Origin of the sequence: Streptomyces sp. NPDC048001 (assembly GCF_043203115.1) — a bacterium.
Lineage (GTDB): Bacteria > Actinomycetota > Actinomycetes > Streptomycetales > Streptomycetaceae > Streptomyces > Streptomyces sanyensis.
In genome coordinates, this window is record NZ_JBIDBN010000012.1 from 59,637 (window position 1) to 77,177 (window position 17,541).

Genomic DNA, 17,541 nt, shown 5'->3' on the forward strand with positions numbered 1-17,541 from the left:
GAACCCCTTGAGCCCGGCCCGGCGACGTCTCGGGGCCGCCCCTGCACCGTTGTGCGGTGAACCGTCCCCATACGCCCGGGACACGCCGGGCCCGCTCGTCGAATCGGGGCGTCGCCCGATGGACACTGGCCGTCTGATCGCCGCAGCTCTGCCCAGGGAAGGGGGTCGCACGACATGACCCTGCCCATCGGTACGTATGTCGTCGACACCCGCACGGGCCGGGTCGGCCGGTACATGGGGGCGGCCGGTCCCTTCCTGGCGCTGAGACCGGTCGGCGGGGGGCGGGAGTGGGAGTGCGACCCCGAGGCGGTGCGTCCCGCCACCTCCGCGGAGCGCATCAGCGCCACCACCGCCTACGTCAACGCCCGGAGCCGCGGCGAGGTGACCTGAGCGCCCGGGCCCCGGCCCCCGGCCCCCGGCGCCCGCCCCGGAGGTCGTCCCGGCCCCCAGCGCCCGCCCCGGTGCCGCCCCGGAGGTCGTCCCGGCCCCCGGCCCGGGAGAGCCCCGCGGTGCGCGAGAATGGCGGCATGAGCCTGTTCCGTGACGACGGCGTCGTCCTGCGCACCCAGAAGCTGGGCGAGGCGGACCGCATCATCACACTGCTCACCCGCGGTCACGGCCGGGTGCGCGCGGTCGCCCGGGGAGTCCGGCGCACCAAGTCCAAGTTCGGTGCGCGCCTGGAGCCGTTCTCCCACGTCGACGTGCAGTTCTTCGCGCGCGGCAGTGAACTGGTGGGCCGCGGCCTGCCCCTGTGCACCCAGTCCGAGACCATCGCCGCCTACGGCGGGGGCATCGTCACCGACTACGCCCGCTACACCGCCGGCACCGCCATGCTGGAGACCGCCGAGCGGTTCACCGACCACGAGGGCGAGCCCGCCGTCCAGCAGTACCTGCTGCTGGTGGGGGCGCTGCGCACCCTCTCCCGCGGGGAGCACGCCCCGAACCTGGTGCTCGACGCCTTCCTGCTCCGCTCCCTCGCCGTCAACGGCTACGCCCCCAGCTTCGACGACTGCGCCCGCTGCGGCCTGCCCGGCCCCAACCGCTTCTTCTCCGTCGGGGCCGGTGGGGCCCTGTGCGGGGACTGCCGGGTGCCCGGGAGCGTCGTACCCTCTGCGGAGGCCATCGGCCTGCTCAGCGCGCTGCTCACCGGCGACTGGGCCGCGGCGGACGCCTGCGAGGCGCGCCACGTCCGCGAGGGCAGCGGGCTCGTGTCCGCGTACCTGCACTGGCACCTGGAGCGCGGGCTGCGCTCGCTGCGGTACGTGGAGAAGTAGCGCGACGCCGCAGGACGAGGACGTCGCACGCCGAGAAGCCGCCGAGAAGTCACCGAGCGAGGAGTTGTGAACCGCATGGCACGACGCGGAATCCTGGGGCGGTCCCGCCGCGAGTACAAGGTCCCCGAGCCGCACCCGTCCGGCGCGAGGCCGCCCAAGATCCCTGCCGAGCTGGTGCCGCAGCACGTGGCCTGCGTGATGGACGGCAACGGCCGCTGGGCCAAGGAGCGCGGCCTGCCGCGCACCGAGGGCCACAAGGTCGGTGAGGGCGTCGTCCTCGACGTGCTCAAGGGGTGCCTGGAGATGGGGGTCAAGAACCTCTCCCTGTACGCCTTCTCCACCGAGAACTGGAAGCGCTCGCCGGAGGAGGTCCGCTTCCTGATGAACTTCAACCGGGACGTCATCCGGCGCCGCCGCGACGAGATGGACGAACTGGGCATCCGCATCCGCTGGGTCGGCCGGATGCCCAAGATGTGGAAGTCGGTCGTCCAGGAACTGCAGATCGCCCAGGAGCAGACCGTCGGCAACGACGCCATGACGCTGTACTTCTGCGTCAACTACGGCGGCCGGGCGGAGATCGCGGACGCCGCGCAGGCCATCGCGCGGGACGTGGCGGCCGGGCGGCTCGACCCCTCCAAGGTCAACGAGAAGACCTTCCAGAAGTACCTGTACTACCCGGACATGCCGGACGTCGACCTGTTCCTGCGGCCCAGCGGCGAGCAGCGCACGTCCAACTACCTGATCTGGCAGTCCAGCTACGCCGAGATGGTCTTCCAGGACGTCCTCTGGCCCGACTTCGACCGCCGTGACCTGTGGCGGGCCTGTCTGGAGTACGCCCAGCGCGACCGGCGCTTCGGCGGCGCGATCCCCAACGAGGAACTGCTCGCCATGCGGGGCCGTCCCGACGCGCCGGGCGCCTGAGGCCCGCTCGCTCCCCGGACGCGACGGTGCCCGGCCGCTCACCCACCGCGGCCGGGCACCTCCGGTTGCCGTGCGGCGGAGCTCACTCCGCCTTGGCGGCGCACTCCGAGCAGGTGCCGAAGATCTCGACGGTGTGCGCCACGTTGACATAGCCGTGCTGCGCGGCGACGGACTCCGCCCACTGCTCCACCGCCGGGCCCTCGACCTCGACGGCCTTTCCGCAGAGCCGGCAGACCAGATGGTGGTGGTGGTCGTCGGTGGAGCAGCGCCGGTAGACGGACTCCCCGTCGCTCGTGCGCAGCACATCCACCTCGCCGGCGTCGGCCAGCGACTGAAGGGTGCGGTAGACCGTGGTCAGCCCGACCGAGTCGCCGCGGTGCTTGAGCATGTCGTGCAGCTCCTGCGCACTGCGGAACTCGTCCACCTCGTCGAGCGCCGCCGCCACAGCGGCGCGCTGCCGGGTGGACCGGCCTCGCACCGGGGCGGTGTTCCCGCCGGTTGGCGCCGTGGTCACAGGAGCCTCCTCGCTTCGCCCGCAGATACGTCGGGCCATTGTGCCAGGCCCGCGCCCGGCGACGGTCCTGCCGGGCCGTCCCCGGCCACGCGCCGGGACGCGATGCCGCCCCCCCGGGGCGGGCCGCCCGGGGAGCGGCCCCCGCCTCAGACCTTCACGTCGTCGGCGGGAGGACGCCCGCTCCCCGGGGCGGCACCGCACGCGGCCTCCGCCGCCGTCGCCGCCTCCGCCGCCCGGGCCCTGCGCCGCGCCAGGGGCGCGGCGAGCGCGGTCAGGGCGATGAACGCGGCGATCGCCAGCATCACTATGGTCGCTCCCGGCGGGACATCCTGGTAGTAGGACGTGGTGGTGCCGGCGAGGGCCACCACGACGCCGATCCCGACCGACAGCGCGTACGTGGCCCGGAACGAGCGGGTGAGCTGCTGCGCCGCCGCCACGGGCACCACCATCAGGGCGCTGACCAGGAGCAGGCCCACCACCCGCATGGCGACGCTGACGGTGACCGCCGCGGTCACGGCCACCAGCAGGTTCAGCGCGCGCACCGGCAGGCCGGTCACGCGCGCGAACTCCTCGTCCTGGCTGACGGCGAACAGCTGCCTGCGCAGCCCGAGCGAGACCAGCACGACGAAGGCCGCGAGCAGCAGGATGGCCGCGAGGTCGCTGTCGGAGACGGTGGACAGGGAGCCGAAGAGGTAGGTGGTGAGGTTGGCCGTCGTCCCCGTCCCGGAGAGTTCGATCAGCAGCACGCCGCCGGCCATGCCGCCGTAGAACAGCATCGCGAGGGCGATGTCGCCGCGGGTGCGCCCGTAGGTGCGGATCAGCTCCATCGTGACGGCGCCGAGCACGGACACCAGGGTCGCCATCCAGATCGGGTTGGCCGACATCAGGAAGCCCAGCCCCACGCCGGTCATCGCGACATGGCCGATACCGTCGCCCATCAGGGCCTGGCGGCGCTGCACCAGGTAGATGCCGACGGCGGGCGCGGTGATGCCGACCAGCAGGGCCGCGAGCAGCGCCCTCTGCATGAACGGCGATTGCAGCATCTCGAGCATCATGTGAGCAGTCCCGTGCGGAGCGGCTCGTCGGCCGCGTGCGGATGTACGTGGTCGTGGCCGGGCAGCGCATGCTGGCCGACGGCCTCGGGCGGCGGTCCGTCGTGCACGACGCAGCCCTCGCGGAGTACGACGGCGCGGTCGATCAGGGGCTCCAGCGGCCCGAGTTCGTGCAGCACCAGCAGCACGGTGGTGCCGGCGGCGACCTGCTCGCGCAGGGTCCCGGCGAGCACCTCCTGGCTGGCGAGGTCGACACCCGCCATCGGCTCGTCCATGATCAGCAGCTCGGGCTCGGAGGCGAGGGCCCGTGCGATCAGCACCCGCTGGTGCTGGCCGCCGGAGAGGGCGCCGACGGAGTCCCCGGCGCGGTCGGCGAGCCCGACCAGTCCTATGGCGCGGTGGACGGCCTCGCGGTCGCCGCGGGACGGCAGCCCGAACCGGCTGCGTGCCAGCCGGCCCGCGGCCACGACCTCCCGGACCGTCGCCGGGACGCCGCTCGCGGCCGTGGTGCGCTGCGGGACGTAGCCGAGGCGCTGCCACCGGCGGAAGCGGCGCAGCTCCGTGCCGAAGAGCTCGATGCGGCCCTCGGTCAGCGGCACCTGGCCGATCACCGAGCGCACGGCGGTGGACTTGCCGGAGCCGTTGGCGCCGAGCAGGGCCACGACCTCACCGCGTCGGACGGTGAGGTCGACGCCGCGCAGCACGGGGCGCGAGCCGAGGACGGCCCGGGCGCCCCGGACGGATATGACCTGCTCGGTGTTCACGGGCGGCCGCCTTTCGGGGGGAGGGTCACGATGTGCCGAGGGCCTTCTGCAGGGCGGCGAGGTTCGCGCGCATGACCTGGAGGTAGTCGTCGCCGCGGGACTTGTCCGTGATGCCCTCCAGCGGGTCCAGGACGTCGGTCGCGAGGCCGGTGTCGTCGGCCAGGGTCCTGGCCGTGCGGTCGCTGGCCAGGGTCTCGAAGAAGACGGTGGTGACCCTGTCCTTCTTCGCGATCTCCTGGAGCTCCTTGATCCGGGCCGGGCTGGGCTCGCTCTCCGGGCCGACGCCGGAGATGCCCTCCTGCTCCAGGCCGTAGCGGGCGGCGAGGTAGCCGAAGGCGGAGTGGGTGGTGATGAAGGTCCGGGTGGAGGCCTTCTCCAGGCCCTTCTCGAACTCGGCGTCGAGGGCGGTCAGCTCGGCGACCAGCGCCTCGGTGTTCTTGCGGTAGTCGTCGGCGTGGGCGGGGTCCGCCTTCTCGAACCCGGCGCCGACGCCCTCGGCGACCTCGGCGTACTTCACCGGGTCCAGCCAGAGGTGCGGATCGGCCGCCTCGTCGCCGGTACCGTCCTCGTGCTCCTCGTGCCCCGGCTCGTCCGCGTGCTCCGCGTGCTCCGCGTGCTCGGCCTCCGTCTCGCCCTCGTGGCCGCCGTGGTCGTGGTCGTGGCCGCCGCCGTCGAAGTGCCGCAGCTCGGTGAGGTCGGCTGCGTCCACCTTGTGCGGTGCCGCGGCCTGCTCGATCGCCTTGTCCACGGCCGGCTGGACGCCCCTGAGGGAGACGATCAGCCCGGCGTCGTTCAGTTCGGCGGTCTGGCGGGGCTTGAGCTCCAGGTCGTGCGGCTCGACGCCGGGCTTGGTCAGCGTGGTGACGGCGACGTGGTCCCCGCCTATGCGCTCGGCGAGGTACTGCATGGGGTAGAAGGACGCCACCACCTGGAGCCTGCCGTCGTCCGTGCGCTCGGCGGCGCCCGAGGCGGTGCAGGCGGAGACGGCCATGAGGCCCAGGGCGCCGGCTCCGGCGACGGCGGTGGCGGGTATGAGGCGTCGTACGTTCATGACAGTCATTTTCAACAAAAACGGAAACGATTGTCAATAAACCTCCGTGTGCGACTCTTCACCCGGACCGCACTCGGATCCGATTTGATCCGGGGCCCCCGGCCGCCGGTAACCTGAGTCATTCTCCGTTCGTCCTCGTCATGAAGAGAGCACCGTGGCCGCCGACAAGATCGACACGATCGTCAACCTGAGCAAGCGCCGTGGCTTCGTCTACCCGTGCAGTGAGATCTACGGCGGACAGCGGGCCGCCTGGGACTACGGGCCGCTGGGTGTCGAGCTGAAGGAGAACATCAAGCGCCAGTGGTGGCGCTACATGGTCACCTCGCGGGAGGACGTCGTCGGTCTCGACTCGTCGGTGATCCTGGCCACCGAGGTGTGGGAGGCCTCCGGGCACGTGGCCACCTTCACGGACCCGCTCACCGAGTGCACCTCCTGCCACAAGCGCTACCGCGCCGACCACCTGGAGGAGGCGTACGAGGAGAAGCACGGCCGCCTCCCCGAGAACGGCCTGGCGGACCTCAACTGCCCGAACTGCGGCAACAAGGGCACCTTCACCGAGCCCAAGCAGTTCTCCGGGCTGCTCTCCACCCACCTCGGCCCGACGCAGGACTCCGGGTCCGTGGCCTATCTGCGCCCCGAGACCGCCCAGGGCATCTTCACCAACTTCGGCCAGGTGCAGCAGACCTCCCGCAAGAAGCCGCCCTTCGGCATCGCGCAGATGGGCAAGTCCTTCCGGAACGAGATCACGCCCGGCAACTTCATCTTCCGCACCCGCGAGTTCGAGCAGATGGAGATGGAGTTCTTCGTCAAGCCCGGCGAGGACGAGCAGTGGCACGAGTACTGGATGGAGCAGCGCTGGAACTGGTACACCGGCCTGGGTCTCCGCGAGGAGAACATGCGCTGGTACGACCACCCGGCGGAGAAGCTCTCCCACTACTCCAAGCGCACCGCCGACATCGAGTACCGCTTCCAGTTCGGCGGCGGTGAGTGGGGCGAGCTGGAGGGCGTGGCCAACCGCACCGACTACGACCTGTCGGCCCACGCCAAGGCCTCCGGCACCGACCTGTCGTACTTCGACCAGGAGGCCGGCGAGCGCTGGACCCCCTATGTCATCGAGCCCGCCGCCGGTGTCGGCCGCACCATGCTCGCCTTCCTGCTCGACGCCTACAACGAGGACGAGGCCCCGAACGCCAAGGGCGTCATGGAGAAGCGCGCCGTGATGCGCCTCGACCCGCGCCTCGCCCCGGTAAAGGTCGCCGTCCTGCCGCTGAGCCGCAACCCCCAGCTCTCGCCGAAGGCCAAGGGGCTCGCCGCCGACCTCCGGCAGAACTGGAACATCGAGTTCGACGACGCGGGTGCCATCGGCCGCCGCTACCGCCGCCAGGACGAGATCGGCACCCCGTACTGCGTCACCGTCGACTTCGACACCCTCGACGACAACGCCGTGACCGTCCGCGAGCGCGACTCGATGAAGCAGGAGCGCGTGTCCCTGGACCAGATCCAGGGCTACCTCGGCAGCCGCCTGCTCGGCTGCTGACACCCCGACTCCGGCCGCGAAGGCCCCCGGTCCCGCTCCGCCCCGAGCGGAGCCCGGGGGCCTTCGCCGTGCGCGGGGGCGAGCGCTCAGGGGCGCAGTCCGCGCAGCAGCAGGCCCACGACCTGCTCGAACTCCTCCTCGGCCGTCTCGGACTCCCAGGTGGGGGCGTACGAGGGGTCGTGGAAGCGCGCGGTGGCGGTGAACACGGCCCGGGCGGAGGCCGCCGGGTCCGGGGCGGCGAACTCCCCGGCGGACACGCCCTCCTCCAGGATCCGGCGCACCTGGTCCTCCAGCACCGTCAGATGCTGGTCGACGACATCGCTGCTCTCGTCGATCAGCACGTTGTAGGTGGCGAACAGCTCCGGGTCGTCCCCGGCCTTGTGCCGCTTGGCCTCGAAGAGCGTCGCCAGCCAGTCGTGCAGCTTGCCCGGTGCGGGCCCCGGCGCCGCGGTGAGCTCCTCCAGCGCCTGCTCGGTGCGTCCCAGCCAGCGGTGCGTCACCGCCTCGCGCAGTGCCGCCTTGGTCCGGAAGTGCCGGTAGACGCTGCCGTGGCTGACGCCCAGCGCGCGCGCCACGTCGACCACGGTCGCCTTGGCCGGACCGTAGCGGCGCAGCACCTCCTCGGTGACTTCGAGGATGCGCTCGGCGGTCAGGGTCTCGGTGGCCATGGTGCCGACAGTACCCGGGGGCCGCCCGCCCTCAGTGCTCGCTGTCCAGATGTGCCATCTGCGCGGCCGGGTAGCGTTCCCCGGAGGCCGCACCGGCCGGTATCGCGCGCTCGATCGCGGCCAGGTCGTCCGCCGTCAGCCGCACCTCCAGGGCACCGAGCGCCTCGGACAGCCGGGCCCGGGTGCGGGCGCCGACCAGCGGCACGATGTCCTCGCCCCGGGAGAGCACCCAGGCGATGGCCGCTCGCGCGACGCTGGTGCCCCGCGCCTCCGCCACCTGCCGCAGCCGCTCGACGAGATCGAGGTTGCGGTGCAGGTTCCCGCCCTGGAACCGGGGGCTCATCCCGCGGAAGTCGCCGGCGTCGAGTCGGCGGTCGCGTGTGAAGTGGCCGCTGAGCAGCCCCCTGGAGAGCACCCCGTACGCCGTGACGCCGATGCCCAGCTCGCGCACCGTCGGCAGGATGGCGCTCTCGATGCCCCGTGACAGCAGGGAGTACTCGATCTGGAGGTCGGCGATGGGGGCCACCGAGGCGGCACGGCGGATGGTCTCGGGCCCGACCTCGGAGAGTCCGATGTGCCGCACATGCCCCGCCTGGACGAGTTCGGCGATGGCGCCGACGGTCTCCTCGATCGGGACGGCCGGGTCGACCCGGGCGATGCGGTAGACGTCGATGTGCTCCCGGCCGAGCCGCTGAAGGCTGTAGGCGGCGAAGTTCCGCACGGCGTCGGGCCGGCCGTCGTAGCCCGTGAAGCCGCCCTCCACGGTGCGCAGGGCGCCGAACTTCACCGAGACGAGCGCTCGCTCGCGGGCGGCCCCGGAGGCGCTGCGGAGCGCTTCGCCGATCAGCAGTTCGTTGTGGCCCATGCCGTAGAAGTCGCCCGTGTCGAGGAGGGTGACGCCCGCCTCCAGGGCCGCGTGGATCGTCGCGAGCGACTCCCCCCGGTCCGCCTCGCCGTAGAGGGCGGACATGCCCATGCAGCCGAGGCCGAGGGGAAAGACGCGGGGGCCGGCCGCCCCGAGCGGCCGGACGGCGGGGAGGGCGGTGTGCCCGGCGGATGCGGTGGTGGTCATGGCGTGCTCCCGGTGTGGTGGTCGTTGCCGTACGCCAACCATGGCATGACGGCTGACAGATTTCAATATCTGTCATTCCCTCGGATGGGGCGGCCGGGGCGCGCCGCGCGCGGGGCGGGGGAAAACCGGGTGACCGCGCCCGCCCCGCGGCGCTACTTTCGCTGCATGTCCTCGTTCTTCCAGATCTACGAGTGAGAGCGCGGCGGTCCCTCCGCCCACGCGCCACGTACCGGCAGCCACATCTCGACTCGACGGGAGAACCCCATGGCCAAGAGCCGCAACAACCTCCTCGGCGTCGGCGGGCAGCGCAGGAAGCTGTCCCGGACCGACCGGCAGGGGAACGGGCCGGCGCACCACGCCGGCAGCCCCGCCGCCGACCAGAAGCAGGAACTGCTGCGCAGGATGCGGGAGCGCACACGCGCCGCCGCCGAGGCCCCGGACGGGCCGCGTTCCGAGGACGGTGCGCCGCCCGCCGACGGCGGGCGCCCCGACGGCGCCGGCTGACCCGCACGGCCCGAGGGGCCGCCTCCCGCCGCGCGGCGGGAGGCGGCCCCTCGTCATGCCGCCGCGACCGGGCGGGGCGCATCGCGGCCGGGCGGGCGCCCTGCGCGGCTCAGCTGCGTTCGGCCTTGGCGATACGCGGCGTCGTCGGGGTGTCGGACCCGCCCGCGGTGCGGCTGGAGACGTAGCGCTCCACCTGCTCCCCCGGCCCGACGTCGGGGAAGCCGGCGACGACGGTGTCGACCACGGTGCCGTCGCCCGCCACGAAGTCGACCTGCACCGCGTAGAAGGCGGCCTCGTCCGTCGGGTTGGTGACGCGGACCAGTCCGGTGCGCAGGTCGCCCGTGTCGGCCGTGGGCACGCCCTGCACGGACACGTCGTCCATCGCGTCGCCCTGGCCCTCGGCGTCCTCGAGCTGGGCGGAGGCGGAGGACCGGATGCGCTCCGTCTCGGCCGAGACGGACTCCTCCAGGTCCTGCTGGGTGGGCGGCGAGGGGGTGTCGGTGGCCGAGGGCGTGCCGGGTGCCTCGGACGTCGGGGTGACCGTGGTCGGGGTGGCCGAGCCGCCGCTCCCGTCGCCGTCGGAGCCGCAGGCGGCCAGGGCGAGGGCGAGCAGCGGTGCGGCCACCAGTGCGGGGGCGAGGCGGCGGGAGGAGGGCACGGTGTCTCCGATCTGCGGCACCGGGCCTCACGGTGGCCCGGGAGGGGGAGGGCATCGCGATCAAAATAGGTCGAAGTGTGAGCCAACGCATGTTCCACAGGCCGATGGGGGAGGGGTGCGCCATGCGCGACAATGGGCGGATGACCACGCTCGCCCCCGCCGCCCAGCCGCTCAGGATCGGTCCCCACACGGTGCAGCCGCCCGTGGTGCTCGCCCCGATGGCAGGGATCACCAACGCCCCCTTCCGCACCCTGTGCCGCGAGTTCAGCGGGGGCAAGGGCCTGTTCGTCAGCGAGATGATCACGACCCGGGCGCTGGTCGAGCGCAACGAGAAGACCATGCAGCTCATCCACTTCGACGAGACCGAGACACCGCGCTCGATCCAGTTGTACGGCGTGGACCCGGTCACGGTGGGCAAAGCCGTCCGCATGATCGTGGACGAGGGGCTGGCCGACCACATCGACCTGAACTTCGGCTGCCCGGTGCCCAAGGTCACCCGCAAGGGCGGCGGCTCGGCCCTGCCCTACAAGCGGAACCTGCTGCGGGCCATCCTCCGGGAGGCCGTCGGCAACTCCGGGGGCCTGCCCGTCACCATGAAGATGCGCAAGGGCATCGACGACGACCACATCACCTACCTGGACGCGGGCCGGATCGCGGTGGACGAGGGCGTCACGGCGATCGCCCTGCACGGCCGCACCGCCGCCCAGCACTACGGAGGCACGGCCGACTGGGAGGCGATCGCCCGGCTGAAGGAGCACGTCCCGGAGATCCCGGTGCTCGGCAACGGCGACATCTGGTCGGCCGGGGACGCCCTGCGGATGGTGCGTGAGACGGGCTGCGACGGAGTGGTCGTGGGGCGCGGCTGCCTGGGCCGCCCCTGGCTCTTCGCCGACCTCGTGGCGGCCTTCGAGGGCCGGAGCGACTTCCGGCGGCCCGCGCTGCGCGAGGTGGCCGACGTGATGGTGCGGCACGCCGCGCTGCTGGGGGAGTGGATCGGCGACGAGTCCCGCGGGGTCGTCGACTTCCGCAAGCACGTGGCCTGGTACCTCAAGGGCTTCGCCGTGGGGTCCGCCATGCGCGGGCGCCTGGCCGTCACCTCCTCCCTGGACGAGTTGCGCGCTCAGTTGAGCGAGCTGGAGCTGGACCAGCCGTGGCCGCAGGGTGCGGACGGGCCCCGTGGCCGCACCTCCGGCAACAACCGGGTGGTGCTGCCGGACGGCTGGCTCAGGGACCCCTACGACTGCGCGGGTGTCGGCGAGGACGCGGAACTGGACACCTCCGGTGGCTGAGGCCGGGCCGCCGGGGAGCCGGGCCCCGGGCGCCGCCGGGCGTGCGGCCGGGCCCGGACGGGCGGCATGCCCGGCCGTCCGCCCGCCGGTCCGGATCGTGGAATTCCGGCACCTCGGGCGGCGTGATCCTCACCACCCTTGATAGGGGGTGCGCTCAGATGAGCGATATTCGGACGGCTGCACCTTCCAAAGGGTGGCACTCAGTGCCATCCCTGTGGTCTTCATCTTCCGACGGGTTTCGCGACCCACGGTGACCGATGATCGATCAACGATCACGCGCTGGATTGCTCCCTTCAAGTGTTGAAGAAGGTCCTCGTGGTCGTCGTGCACCGTGGGCACTTTCGATCTGCTGGCGGACGAGTGGTTAAGGCCGTATGACGCGCAAGTGGACGTACCCAGGAGCCTTTGATCTGGGTATGTTCCTCGCCGTCAGGGCAGCCACCGAGTCCTCGAGGAGTCGAGACCCGTGTCGGAAAACAAAGATCAGAAGTTCGTCTACGACTTCACCGAGGGCAACAAGGACCTCAAGGACCTGCTCGGCGGGAAGGGCGCGAACCTCGCCGAGATGACCAACCTCGGCCTCCCGGTTCCTCCGGGCTTCACGATCACCACCGAGGCGTGCAAGGTCTACCTCGACAGCGGCGAGGAGCCGCCGGCCCTCCGCGACGAGGTGAGTGCGCACCTCGACGCCCTGGAGCAGGCCATGGGCAAGCGGCTCGGCCAGGCGGACGACCCCCTCCTCGTGTCCGTACGCTCCGGTGCCAAGTTCTCGATGCCGGGCATGATGGACACGGTCCTCAACATCGGCCTCTCCGACGCGTCGGTCACCGGGCTCGCCGCCCAGGCCGGCGACGAGCGCTTCGCCTGGGACTCCTACCGGCGGCTTATCCAGATGTTCGGCAGGACCGTGCTGGGCGTCGACGGCGAACTCTTCGAGGACGCGCTCGACGAGGCCAAGGAGGCCAAGAAGGTCACCGTCGACACCGACCTCGACGCCGCCGACCTGAAGAAGCTCGTCAAGCAGTTCAAGAAGATCGTCAAGACCGAGGCCGGGCGCGACTTCCCGCAGGACCCGCGCGAGCAGATGGACCTCGCCATCCACGCGGTCTTCGACTCCTGGAACGGCGACCGCGCCAAGCTCTACCGCCGCCAGGAGCGCATCCCGCACGACCTCGGCACCGCCGTCAACGTCTGCTCGATGGTCTTCGGCAACCTCGGCCCGGACTCCGGCACCGGCGTCGCCTTCACCCGCGACCCCGCCTCCGGCCACCAGGGCGTCTACGGCGACTACCTCCAGAACGCCCAGGGCGAGGACGTGGTCGCCGGCATCCGCAACACGGTGCCGCTCGCGGAGCTGGAGTCGATCGACAAGGCGTCCTACGACCGGCTGATGCAGATCATGGAGACCCTCGAGACGCACTACAAGGACCTGTGCGACATCGAGTTCACCATCGAGCGCGGGCAGCTGTGGATGCTCCAGACCCGTGTCGGCAAGCGCACCGCGGGCGCCGCCTTCCGTATCGCCACCCAGCTCGTGGACCAGGGCCTCATCGACGAGGCCGAGGCGCTCCAGCGGGTCAACGGCGCGCAGCTCGCCCAGCTGATGTTCCCCCGCTTCGACGAGAACGCCAGGACGGAGCTGCTCGGGCGCGGCATCGCGGCCTCGCCGGGCGCCGCCGTCGGCAAGGCCGTCTTCGACTCCTACACGGCCGTCAAGTGGTCGCGCTCGGGCGAGAAGGTGATCCTCATCCGCCGCGAGACGAACCCGGACGACCTGGACGGCATGATCGCCGCCGAGGGCATCCTGACCTCGCGCGGCGGCAAGACCTCCCATGCGGCCGTGGTGGCCCGCGGCATGGGCAAGACCTGCGTCTGCGGTGCCGAGGAGCTGGAGGTGGACACCAAGCGCCGCCGCCTCACCGTGGGCGGCACCGTCATCGAGGAGGGCGACGTCGTCTCCATCGACGGCTCGACCGGCAAGGTGTACCTCGGCGAGGTCCCCGTCGTGCCCTCCCCGGTGGTCGAGTACTTCGAGGGCCGGATGCACGCGGGCGCCGACGACGCCGACGAGCTGGTGCAGGCCGTGCACCGGGTCATGGCCTACGCGGACCGGGTGCGTCGGCTGCGGGTCCGCGCCAACGCCGACAACGCCGAGGACGCGCTGCGGGCCCGCCGCTTCGGCGCCCAGGGCATCGGTCTGTGCCGCACCGAGCACATGTTCCTCGGCGAGCGCCGCGAGATGGTCGAGAAGCTGATCCTCGCCGACACCGACGGGGAGCGCGAAGAGGCCCTCAAGGAGCTGCTGCCGCTCCAGAAGAAGGACTTCGTCGAGCTCTTCGAGGCGATGGACGGCCTGCCGGTGACGGTGCGGCTGCTCGACCCGCCGCTGCACGAGTTCCTTCCCGACATCACCGAGCTGTCGGTCCGCGTCGCCCTCGCCGAGGCCCGCAAGGACCACAACGAGAACGACCTGCGCCTGCTCCAGGCGGTGCACCGGCTGCACGAGCAGAACCCGATGCTGGGTCTGCGGGGCGTACGGCTCGGTCTGGTCATCCCCGGCCTGTTCACCATGCAGGTGCGCGCGATCGCCGAGGCGGCGGCCCAGCGCATCGAGGCCAAGGGCGATCCGCGTGCGGAGATCATGATTCCGCTGGTGGGCACCGTCCAGGAGCTGGAGATCGTGCGCGACGAGGCCGAGCAGGTCATCGCCGAGGTCCAGCGCCAGACCGGGGTCGAACTCAAGCTGGCGCTCGGGACCATGATCGAGCTGCCCCGAGCCGCGCTCACCGCCGGCCAGATCGCCGAGGCCGCCCAGTTCTTCTCCTTCGGCACCAACGACCTCACCCAGACCGTGTGGGGCTTCTCCCGCGACGACGTGGAGGCGAGCTTCTTCACGGCGTACCTGGAGAAGGGCATCTTCGGCGTCAGCCCCTTCGAGACCATCGACAAGGACGGCGTGGGCTCGCTGGTGCGCAGCGCCGTGGTCGCGGGCCGGGCCACCCGCCCCGACCTCAAGCTGGGCATCTGCGGAGAGCACGGAGGCGACCCGGAGTCGGTGCACTTCTTCCACGAGGTGGGCCTGGACTACGTCTCCTGCTCCCCGTTCCGGATCCCGGTCGCCCGGCTGGAGGCGGGCCGCGCGGCCGCCCAGTCCTCCGGCAGCGACTCCCGCTGACGCGGCGGGCGCCGCTCCCGCCCGCGGGCGGGAGCGGCGCCGGCGTCCGGCCCGCCCCCGGCCCCCGGGCCCGGCGGTGCCGGCCGTCCGCCGCCCGAGACGTCCGGGGCCGTCATCCCGGCCTCCGGGGCAGAGCCCGGAGCGCGGCCCGGCCCTCACCGGCGACCCGGTGGCGGCCCCGGCACCACACGGCGAAGGGCGGGCACCCCCCAGGGGGGTGCCCGCCCTTCGCCGTGCCGCGTGCGGCAGACTGGGAGGGTTCAGGGGGCGCATAGCATGCCGCTGCCCTGCTGATCCGTCGTTCAGTTGAATTTCGTACGTCCAACGGGAATCGCCTTCCCGCCATTCCCGGAGCAAAGACTCGGCGGAGTGCGACCGACGGATCCCCACCCGCCGGCCGCACTCCATTACCCGTGCCGGACACGGAGCCGCAACCTCCATCACCGCCGCCGGACGTGTAGGCCCCCCACGGTCCTTGCCACGTCACATCGGTGAAGTAGGTTTCATGCCCGACGTCGTACAGCCTTTCGGTTGCCCCCGTGCTCCCGCGAGGCGTTTCAATTGTGGCTGAAACACCGTGGTAACAACCTGTGATGGCATGCATACTCAGTGATGGGGGCGATTGCGGGTGCAACAGGTGGGGGTTCGGTGCTTCGTATTCATTTCCAGGCGGACGACCTGGCGCGAGTAAGGATGGCTGCCGGTCCCGATCCCTTGTGGGAATCGATTCTGAGCTTCCATCGATTGCGGGACCGCAGGGGCGCCCACGTCTTCGGCGAATGGCGCTCCGAGGTGCGCGTGAGGTTGAAGGGTGAAACACGGCTGCTGGCCCAACTGGTGCCGCCGCGCGGGTATTTCCCCGACTTCCTCACCCCCTCCGAGGGCCGTGACGGCCTGGAGGCGGGCCTGGAGGCCCTCCGGGCGACCCCGGCGCCCCGGCTGCGCGCCGAGCTCGCCCTGGTGGCCGCGCACCGCTCTCCGCTGCGCACGCTGCCCGCCCGGCTGCTGGCGATCGCCGAGGGCCGCGGCGAGGCCCTGGGGCGGCTCGCCGACACGCTCCGCGCCTACTTCCTCGCCGCCCTGGAACCGTACTGGCCCCATGTGCAGGCGAGAGTGGAGGCGGACCGTGCGGCCCGCGGGAGGGCGCTGCTCGACGGCGGCGCCGGCGAACTGCTCGCCTCGCTGCCGCCCGTGCTGCGCTGGCGGGCCCCGGTGCTGGAGGCCGACTACCCCGTCGACCGCGAACTGCACCTGGGCGGCCGGGGGCTGCTGCTCCTGCCCTCGTTCTTCTGCCGCGGCACCCCGGTGGTGCTGCGCGACCCGCAGCTGCCGCCGGTGCTGGTCTACCCCGTGCAGCACGGCAGCGAGTCCGCCATCGCGGACGCCGCGGGCCCTTCGCTCGGCCGGCTCGTCGGCCACACCCGCTCCGCGGTGCTCCAGGCGATCCGGCACGGCTGCACCACGAGCGAACTGGCCCGCCGGGCGGGGGTGTCCCTCGCCTCGGCGAGCCAGCACGCGGCCGTGCTCCGCGACGCGGGGCTGGTGGTCACCCTGCGCCACGGCAACGCGGTCCTGCACACCCTCACCCCGCTGGGCGCCGCCCTGCTGCGCGGCGGCGCCGTCCCGGAGCCGTGGACCAGACCGCGGAGCTACGCCCGGAACGGCCCGGTGACCTCGTAGGTGATGCCGCCCGAGGAACTGCCCGAGGTGCCGCGCTGGCTGGAGAAGTAGAGCCTGCTGCCGTCGGGCGAGAAGGCCGGTCCGGTGATCTCGGAACCGGACTGGCCGCTGATCCGCAGGAACGGCGCGACGACGTCGTCCGGGGTGATCACGCAGATCTCCATGTTCCCGCCGTCCTCGGCGACGAACAGGTCGCCGGAGGCCGAACCGGTGACGTTGTCCACTCCCGTCAGCGGCGCGGAGCCGCCCGCCACGAGCGAGTCGTCATAGGCGAGTTCATAGGTGTTCGAGGCCAGGTTCAGCTGCCACAGGCGGTTGTCGCCCTTGGTGGTGAACCAGACCGTGTCGTTCGCGTAGTGGCAGCCCTCGCCGCCGTTGAAGCGCTTGGCGCCCGAGACCTGGTTGCGGGTGTGGGTGGGGGAGCCGTCCGGGTCGGGGACGGTTCCCCAGGTGAAGGAGCCCGAGGTGCCCGAGCCCGCCTTCAGCACCTGGAGGGTGCCCGAGGACAGGTCGCCCCAGGTGGCGGGCAGGAAGCGGTAGAGGCAGCCGTCGGACTCGTCCTCGGTCAGGTAGACCGCCCGGCGCACCGGGTCCGCGGCCGCCGCCTCGTGCTTGAAGCGCCCCATCGCCGAGCGGCGGACCGCGGACTGCACCCCGTAGGGGTCCGCCTCGTACACATAGCCGCGGCTGACCTCCTCGCAGGAGAGCCAGGTGTTCCACGGGGTGCTGCCGCCCGCGCAGTTCTGCCGGGTGCCCGACAGCACACCGTAGGCGCCGGTGATCGCTCCCGAGGAGGAGAAGCGGACCGCGCCGGCGCCGCCGCCGGGGTTGATCTCCGAGTTGGAGACGTAGATCCAGCCCGGGCCGTCGGCGAAGCAGGCGCCGCCGTCGGGGGCCTTGTGCCAGGTGTGGGAGGTGGATCCGACCTTCTGGCCGGAGCGGGCGATCACCCGGCTGGTGAATCCCGAGGGCAGCAGGATGCCGTTGGAGTCCGCGGGGCCGAGTGCGCCGTAGGGGCCGGGTCCGGGCTGGGCGGGGGCCGCGGACGCGGCGCCCTGCCAGAGGGTGAATCCGAAGGCCGCGGCGGAGGTGCCGACGACCGCACCGCGCAGGAAGCTGCGACGTTCCACGTGTCTCTCCATCAGATGACGACCGCCCCGCGGTGCCGGGCGGCACCGCGGGGTCGCGCGGTGGCAGACCCTAGAAGCACGGAGTTGACGGGATATCAACGCAGGGTGACGGCGAGAAGGGGGGTGGCGGACCGGGGAAAGTCGTCTCCCCCGCACCGATGAGTTCCCCGGGCGGCTGCCGTCTACCCCTGCGAGAAGCACCGCACGGCCTTCCGCGCACCGCGCGGCACGCACCCCGAGACGAGAGCGAGC

16 protein-coding genes are annotated in these 17,541 nt (G+C 72.1%); 8 read left to right on the forward strand and 8 right to left on the reverse strand.

Annotation, left to right across the window (positions count from 1 at the left end; genetic code table 11):
* Positions 1-174: 174 nt before the first annotated feature.
* The 3 genes from ACGF15_RS22345 (at position 175) to ACGF15_RS22355 (ending at position 2,195) form a co-directional block, all read left to right on the forward strand.
* On the forward strand, positions 175-390 hold the full coding sequence (locus ACGF15_RS22345) for a hypothetical protein (protein WP_256523968.1): 216 nt from the start codon (positions 175-177) through the stop codon (positions 388-390).
* A 137-nt stretch (positions 391-527) separates the two neighbouring features.
* The gene (recO, locus tag ACGF15_RS22350; protein ID WP_345610398.1) at positions 528-1,274 is read left to right on the forward strand and encodes a DNA repair protein RecO; all 747 of its coding nucleotides are present in this window, start codon (positions 528-530) and stop codon (positions 1,272-1,274) included.
* 75 nt (positions 1,275-1,349) lie between these two features.
* Positions 1,350-2,195, forward strand: a complete 846-nt coding sequence (locus ACGF15_RS22355) for an isoprenyl transferase (protein ID WP_345610396.1) — start codon at positions 1,350-1,352, stop codon at positions 2,193-2,195.
* A gap of 82 nt (positions 2,196-2,277) precedes the next feature.
* On the opposite strand, the gene ACGF15_RS22360 is transcribed toward ACGF15_RS22355, so the two are convergent.
* From ACGF15_RS22360 to ACGF15_RS22375, 4 genes are all read right to left on the reverse strand, one after another.
* Positions 2,278-2,709, reverse strand: a complete 432-nt coding sequence (locus tag ACGF15_RS22360) for a transcriptional repressor (protein ID WP_256523965.1) — start codon at positions 2,707-2,709, stop codon at positions 2,278-2,280.
* A 146-nt stretch (positions 2,710-2,855) separates the two neighbouring features.
* The gene (locus ACGF15_RS22365; protein ID WP_376428854.1) at positions 2,856-3,761 is read right to left on the reverse strand and encodes a metal ABC transporter permease; all 906 of its coding nucleotides are present in this window, start codon (positions 3,759-3,761) and stop codon (positions 2,856-2,858) included.
* The gene (locus ACGF15_RS22370; RefSeq protein WP_345610390.1) at positions 3,761-4,525 is read right to left on the reverse strand and encodes a metal ABC transporter ATP-binding protein; all 765 of its coding nucleotides are present in this window, start codon (positions 4,523-4,525) and stop codon (positions 3,761-3,763) included. Before ACGF15_RS22370 ends, ACGF15_RS22365 begins: the two co-directional genes overlap by 1 nt.
* Before the next feature lie 25 nt (positions 4,526-4,550).
* Positions 4,551-5,576: a metal ABC transporter substrate-binding protein gene (locus ACGF15_RS22375; protein ID WP_392801328.1), complete on the reverse strand. Its 1,026-nt coding sequence runs from the start codon at positions 5,574-5,576 to the stop codon at positions 4,551-4,553.
* A gap of 154 nt (positions 5,577-5,730) precedes the next feature.
* Here ACGF15_RS22375 and ACGF15_RS22380 point away from each other — a divergent pair, with 154 nt between their 5' ends.
* Positions 5,731-7,113, forward strand: a complete 1,383-nt coding sequence (locus tag ACGF15_RS22380; protein WP_345610383.1) for a glycine--tRNA ligase — start codon at positions 5,731-5,733, stop codon at positions 7,111-7,113.
* An 86-nt stretch (positions 7,114-7,199) separates the two neighbouring features.
* On the opposite strand, the gene ACGF15_RS22385 is transcribed toward ACGF15_RS22380, so the two are convergent.
* Both ACGF15_RS22385 and ACGF15_RS22390 read right to left on the reverse strand, forming a co-directional pair.
* Entirely contained in the window at positions 7,200-7,781 is a 582-nt protein-coding gene (locus tag ACGF15_RS22385) for a TetR family transcriptional regulator (RefSeq protein ID WP_392801331.1), read from the reverse strand.
* 31 nt (positions 7,782-7,812) lie between these two features.
* On the reverse strand, positions 7,813-8,853 hold the full coding sequence (locus tag ACGF15_RS22390; protein ID WP_392801334.1) for an aldo/keto reductase: 1,041 nt from the start codon (positions 8,851-8,853) through the stop codon (positions 7,813-7,815).
* A 264-nt stretch (positions 8,854-9,117) separates the two neighbouring features.
* Here ACGF15_RS22390 and ACGF15_RS22395 point away from each other — a divergent pair, with 264 nt between their 5' ends.
* On the forward strand, positions 9,118-9,357 hold the full coding sequence (locus tag ACGF15_RS22395; protein ID WP_392801337.1) for a DUF6243 family protein: 240 nt from the start codon (positions 9,118-9,120) through the stop codon (positions 9,355-9,357).
* 109 nt (positions 9,358-9,466) lie between these two features.
* Here ACGF15_RS22395 and ACGF15_RS22400 read toward each other — a convergent pair whose 3' ends face one another.
* Positions 9,467-10,036: a hypothetical protein gene (locus ACGF15_RS22400; RefSeq protein ID WP_345610373.1), complete on the reverse strand. Its 570-nt coding sequence runs from the start codon at positions 10,034-10,036 to the stop codon at positions 9,467-9,469.
* Between the two features lie 101 nt (positions 10,037-10,137).
* Between ACGF15_RS22400 and dusB the strand changes: the two genes are divergently transcribed.
* The 3 genes from dusB (at position 10,138) to ACGF15_RS22415 (ending at position 16,159) form a co-directional block, all read left to right on the forward strand.
* Positions 10,138-11,304, forward strand: coding sequence for a tRNA dihydrouridine synthase DusB (gene dusB / locus ACGF15_RS22405; protein ID WP_376429141.1), 1,167 nt, complete (start codon positions 10,138-10,140; stop codon positions 11,302-11,304).
* Between the two features lie 466 nt (positions 11,305-11,770).
* The gene (ppdK, locus tag ACGF15_RS22410) at positions 11,771-14,479 is read left to right on the forward strand and encodes a pyruvate, phosphate dikinase (protein WP_345610368.1); all 2,709 of its coding nucleotides are present in this window, start codon (positions 11,771-11,773) and stop codon (positions 14,477-14,479) included.
* A gap of 648 nt (positions 14,480-15,127) precedes the next feature.
* Complete coding sequence (locus ACGF15_RS22415) at positions 15,128-16,159, forward strand: winged helix-turn-helix domain-containing protein (protein WP_362608915.1); 1,032 nt, start codon at positions 15,128-15,130, stop codon at positions 16,157-16,159.
* Here ACGF15_RS22415 and ACGF15_RS22420 read toward each other — a convergent pair.
* Positions 16,129-17,289, reverse strand: coding sequence for a PhoX family protein (locus ACGF15_RS22420; protein ID WP_392801346.1), 1,161 nt, complete (start codon positions 17,287-17,289; stop codon positions 16,129-16,131). The genes ACGF15_RS22415 and ACGF15_RS22420 overlap by 31 nt on opposite strands.
* Between the last annotated feature and the right edge of the window lie 252 nt (positions 17,290-17,541).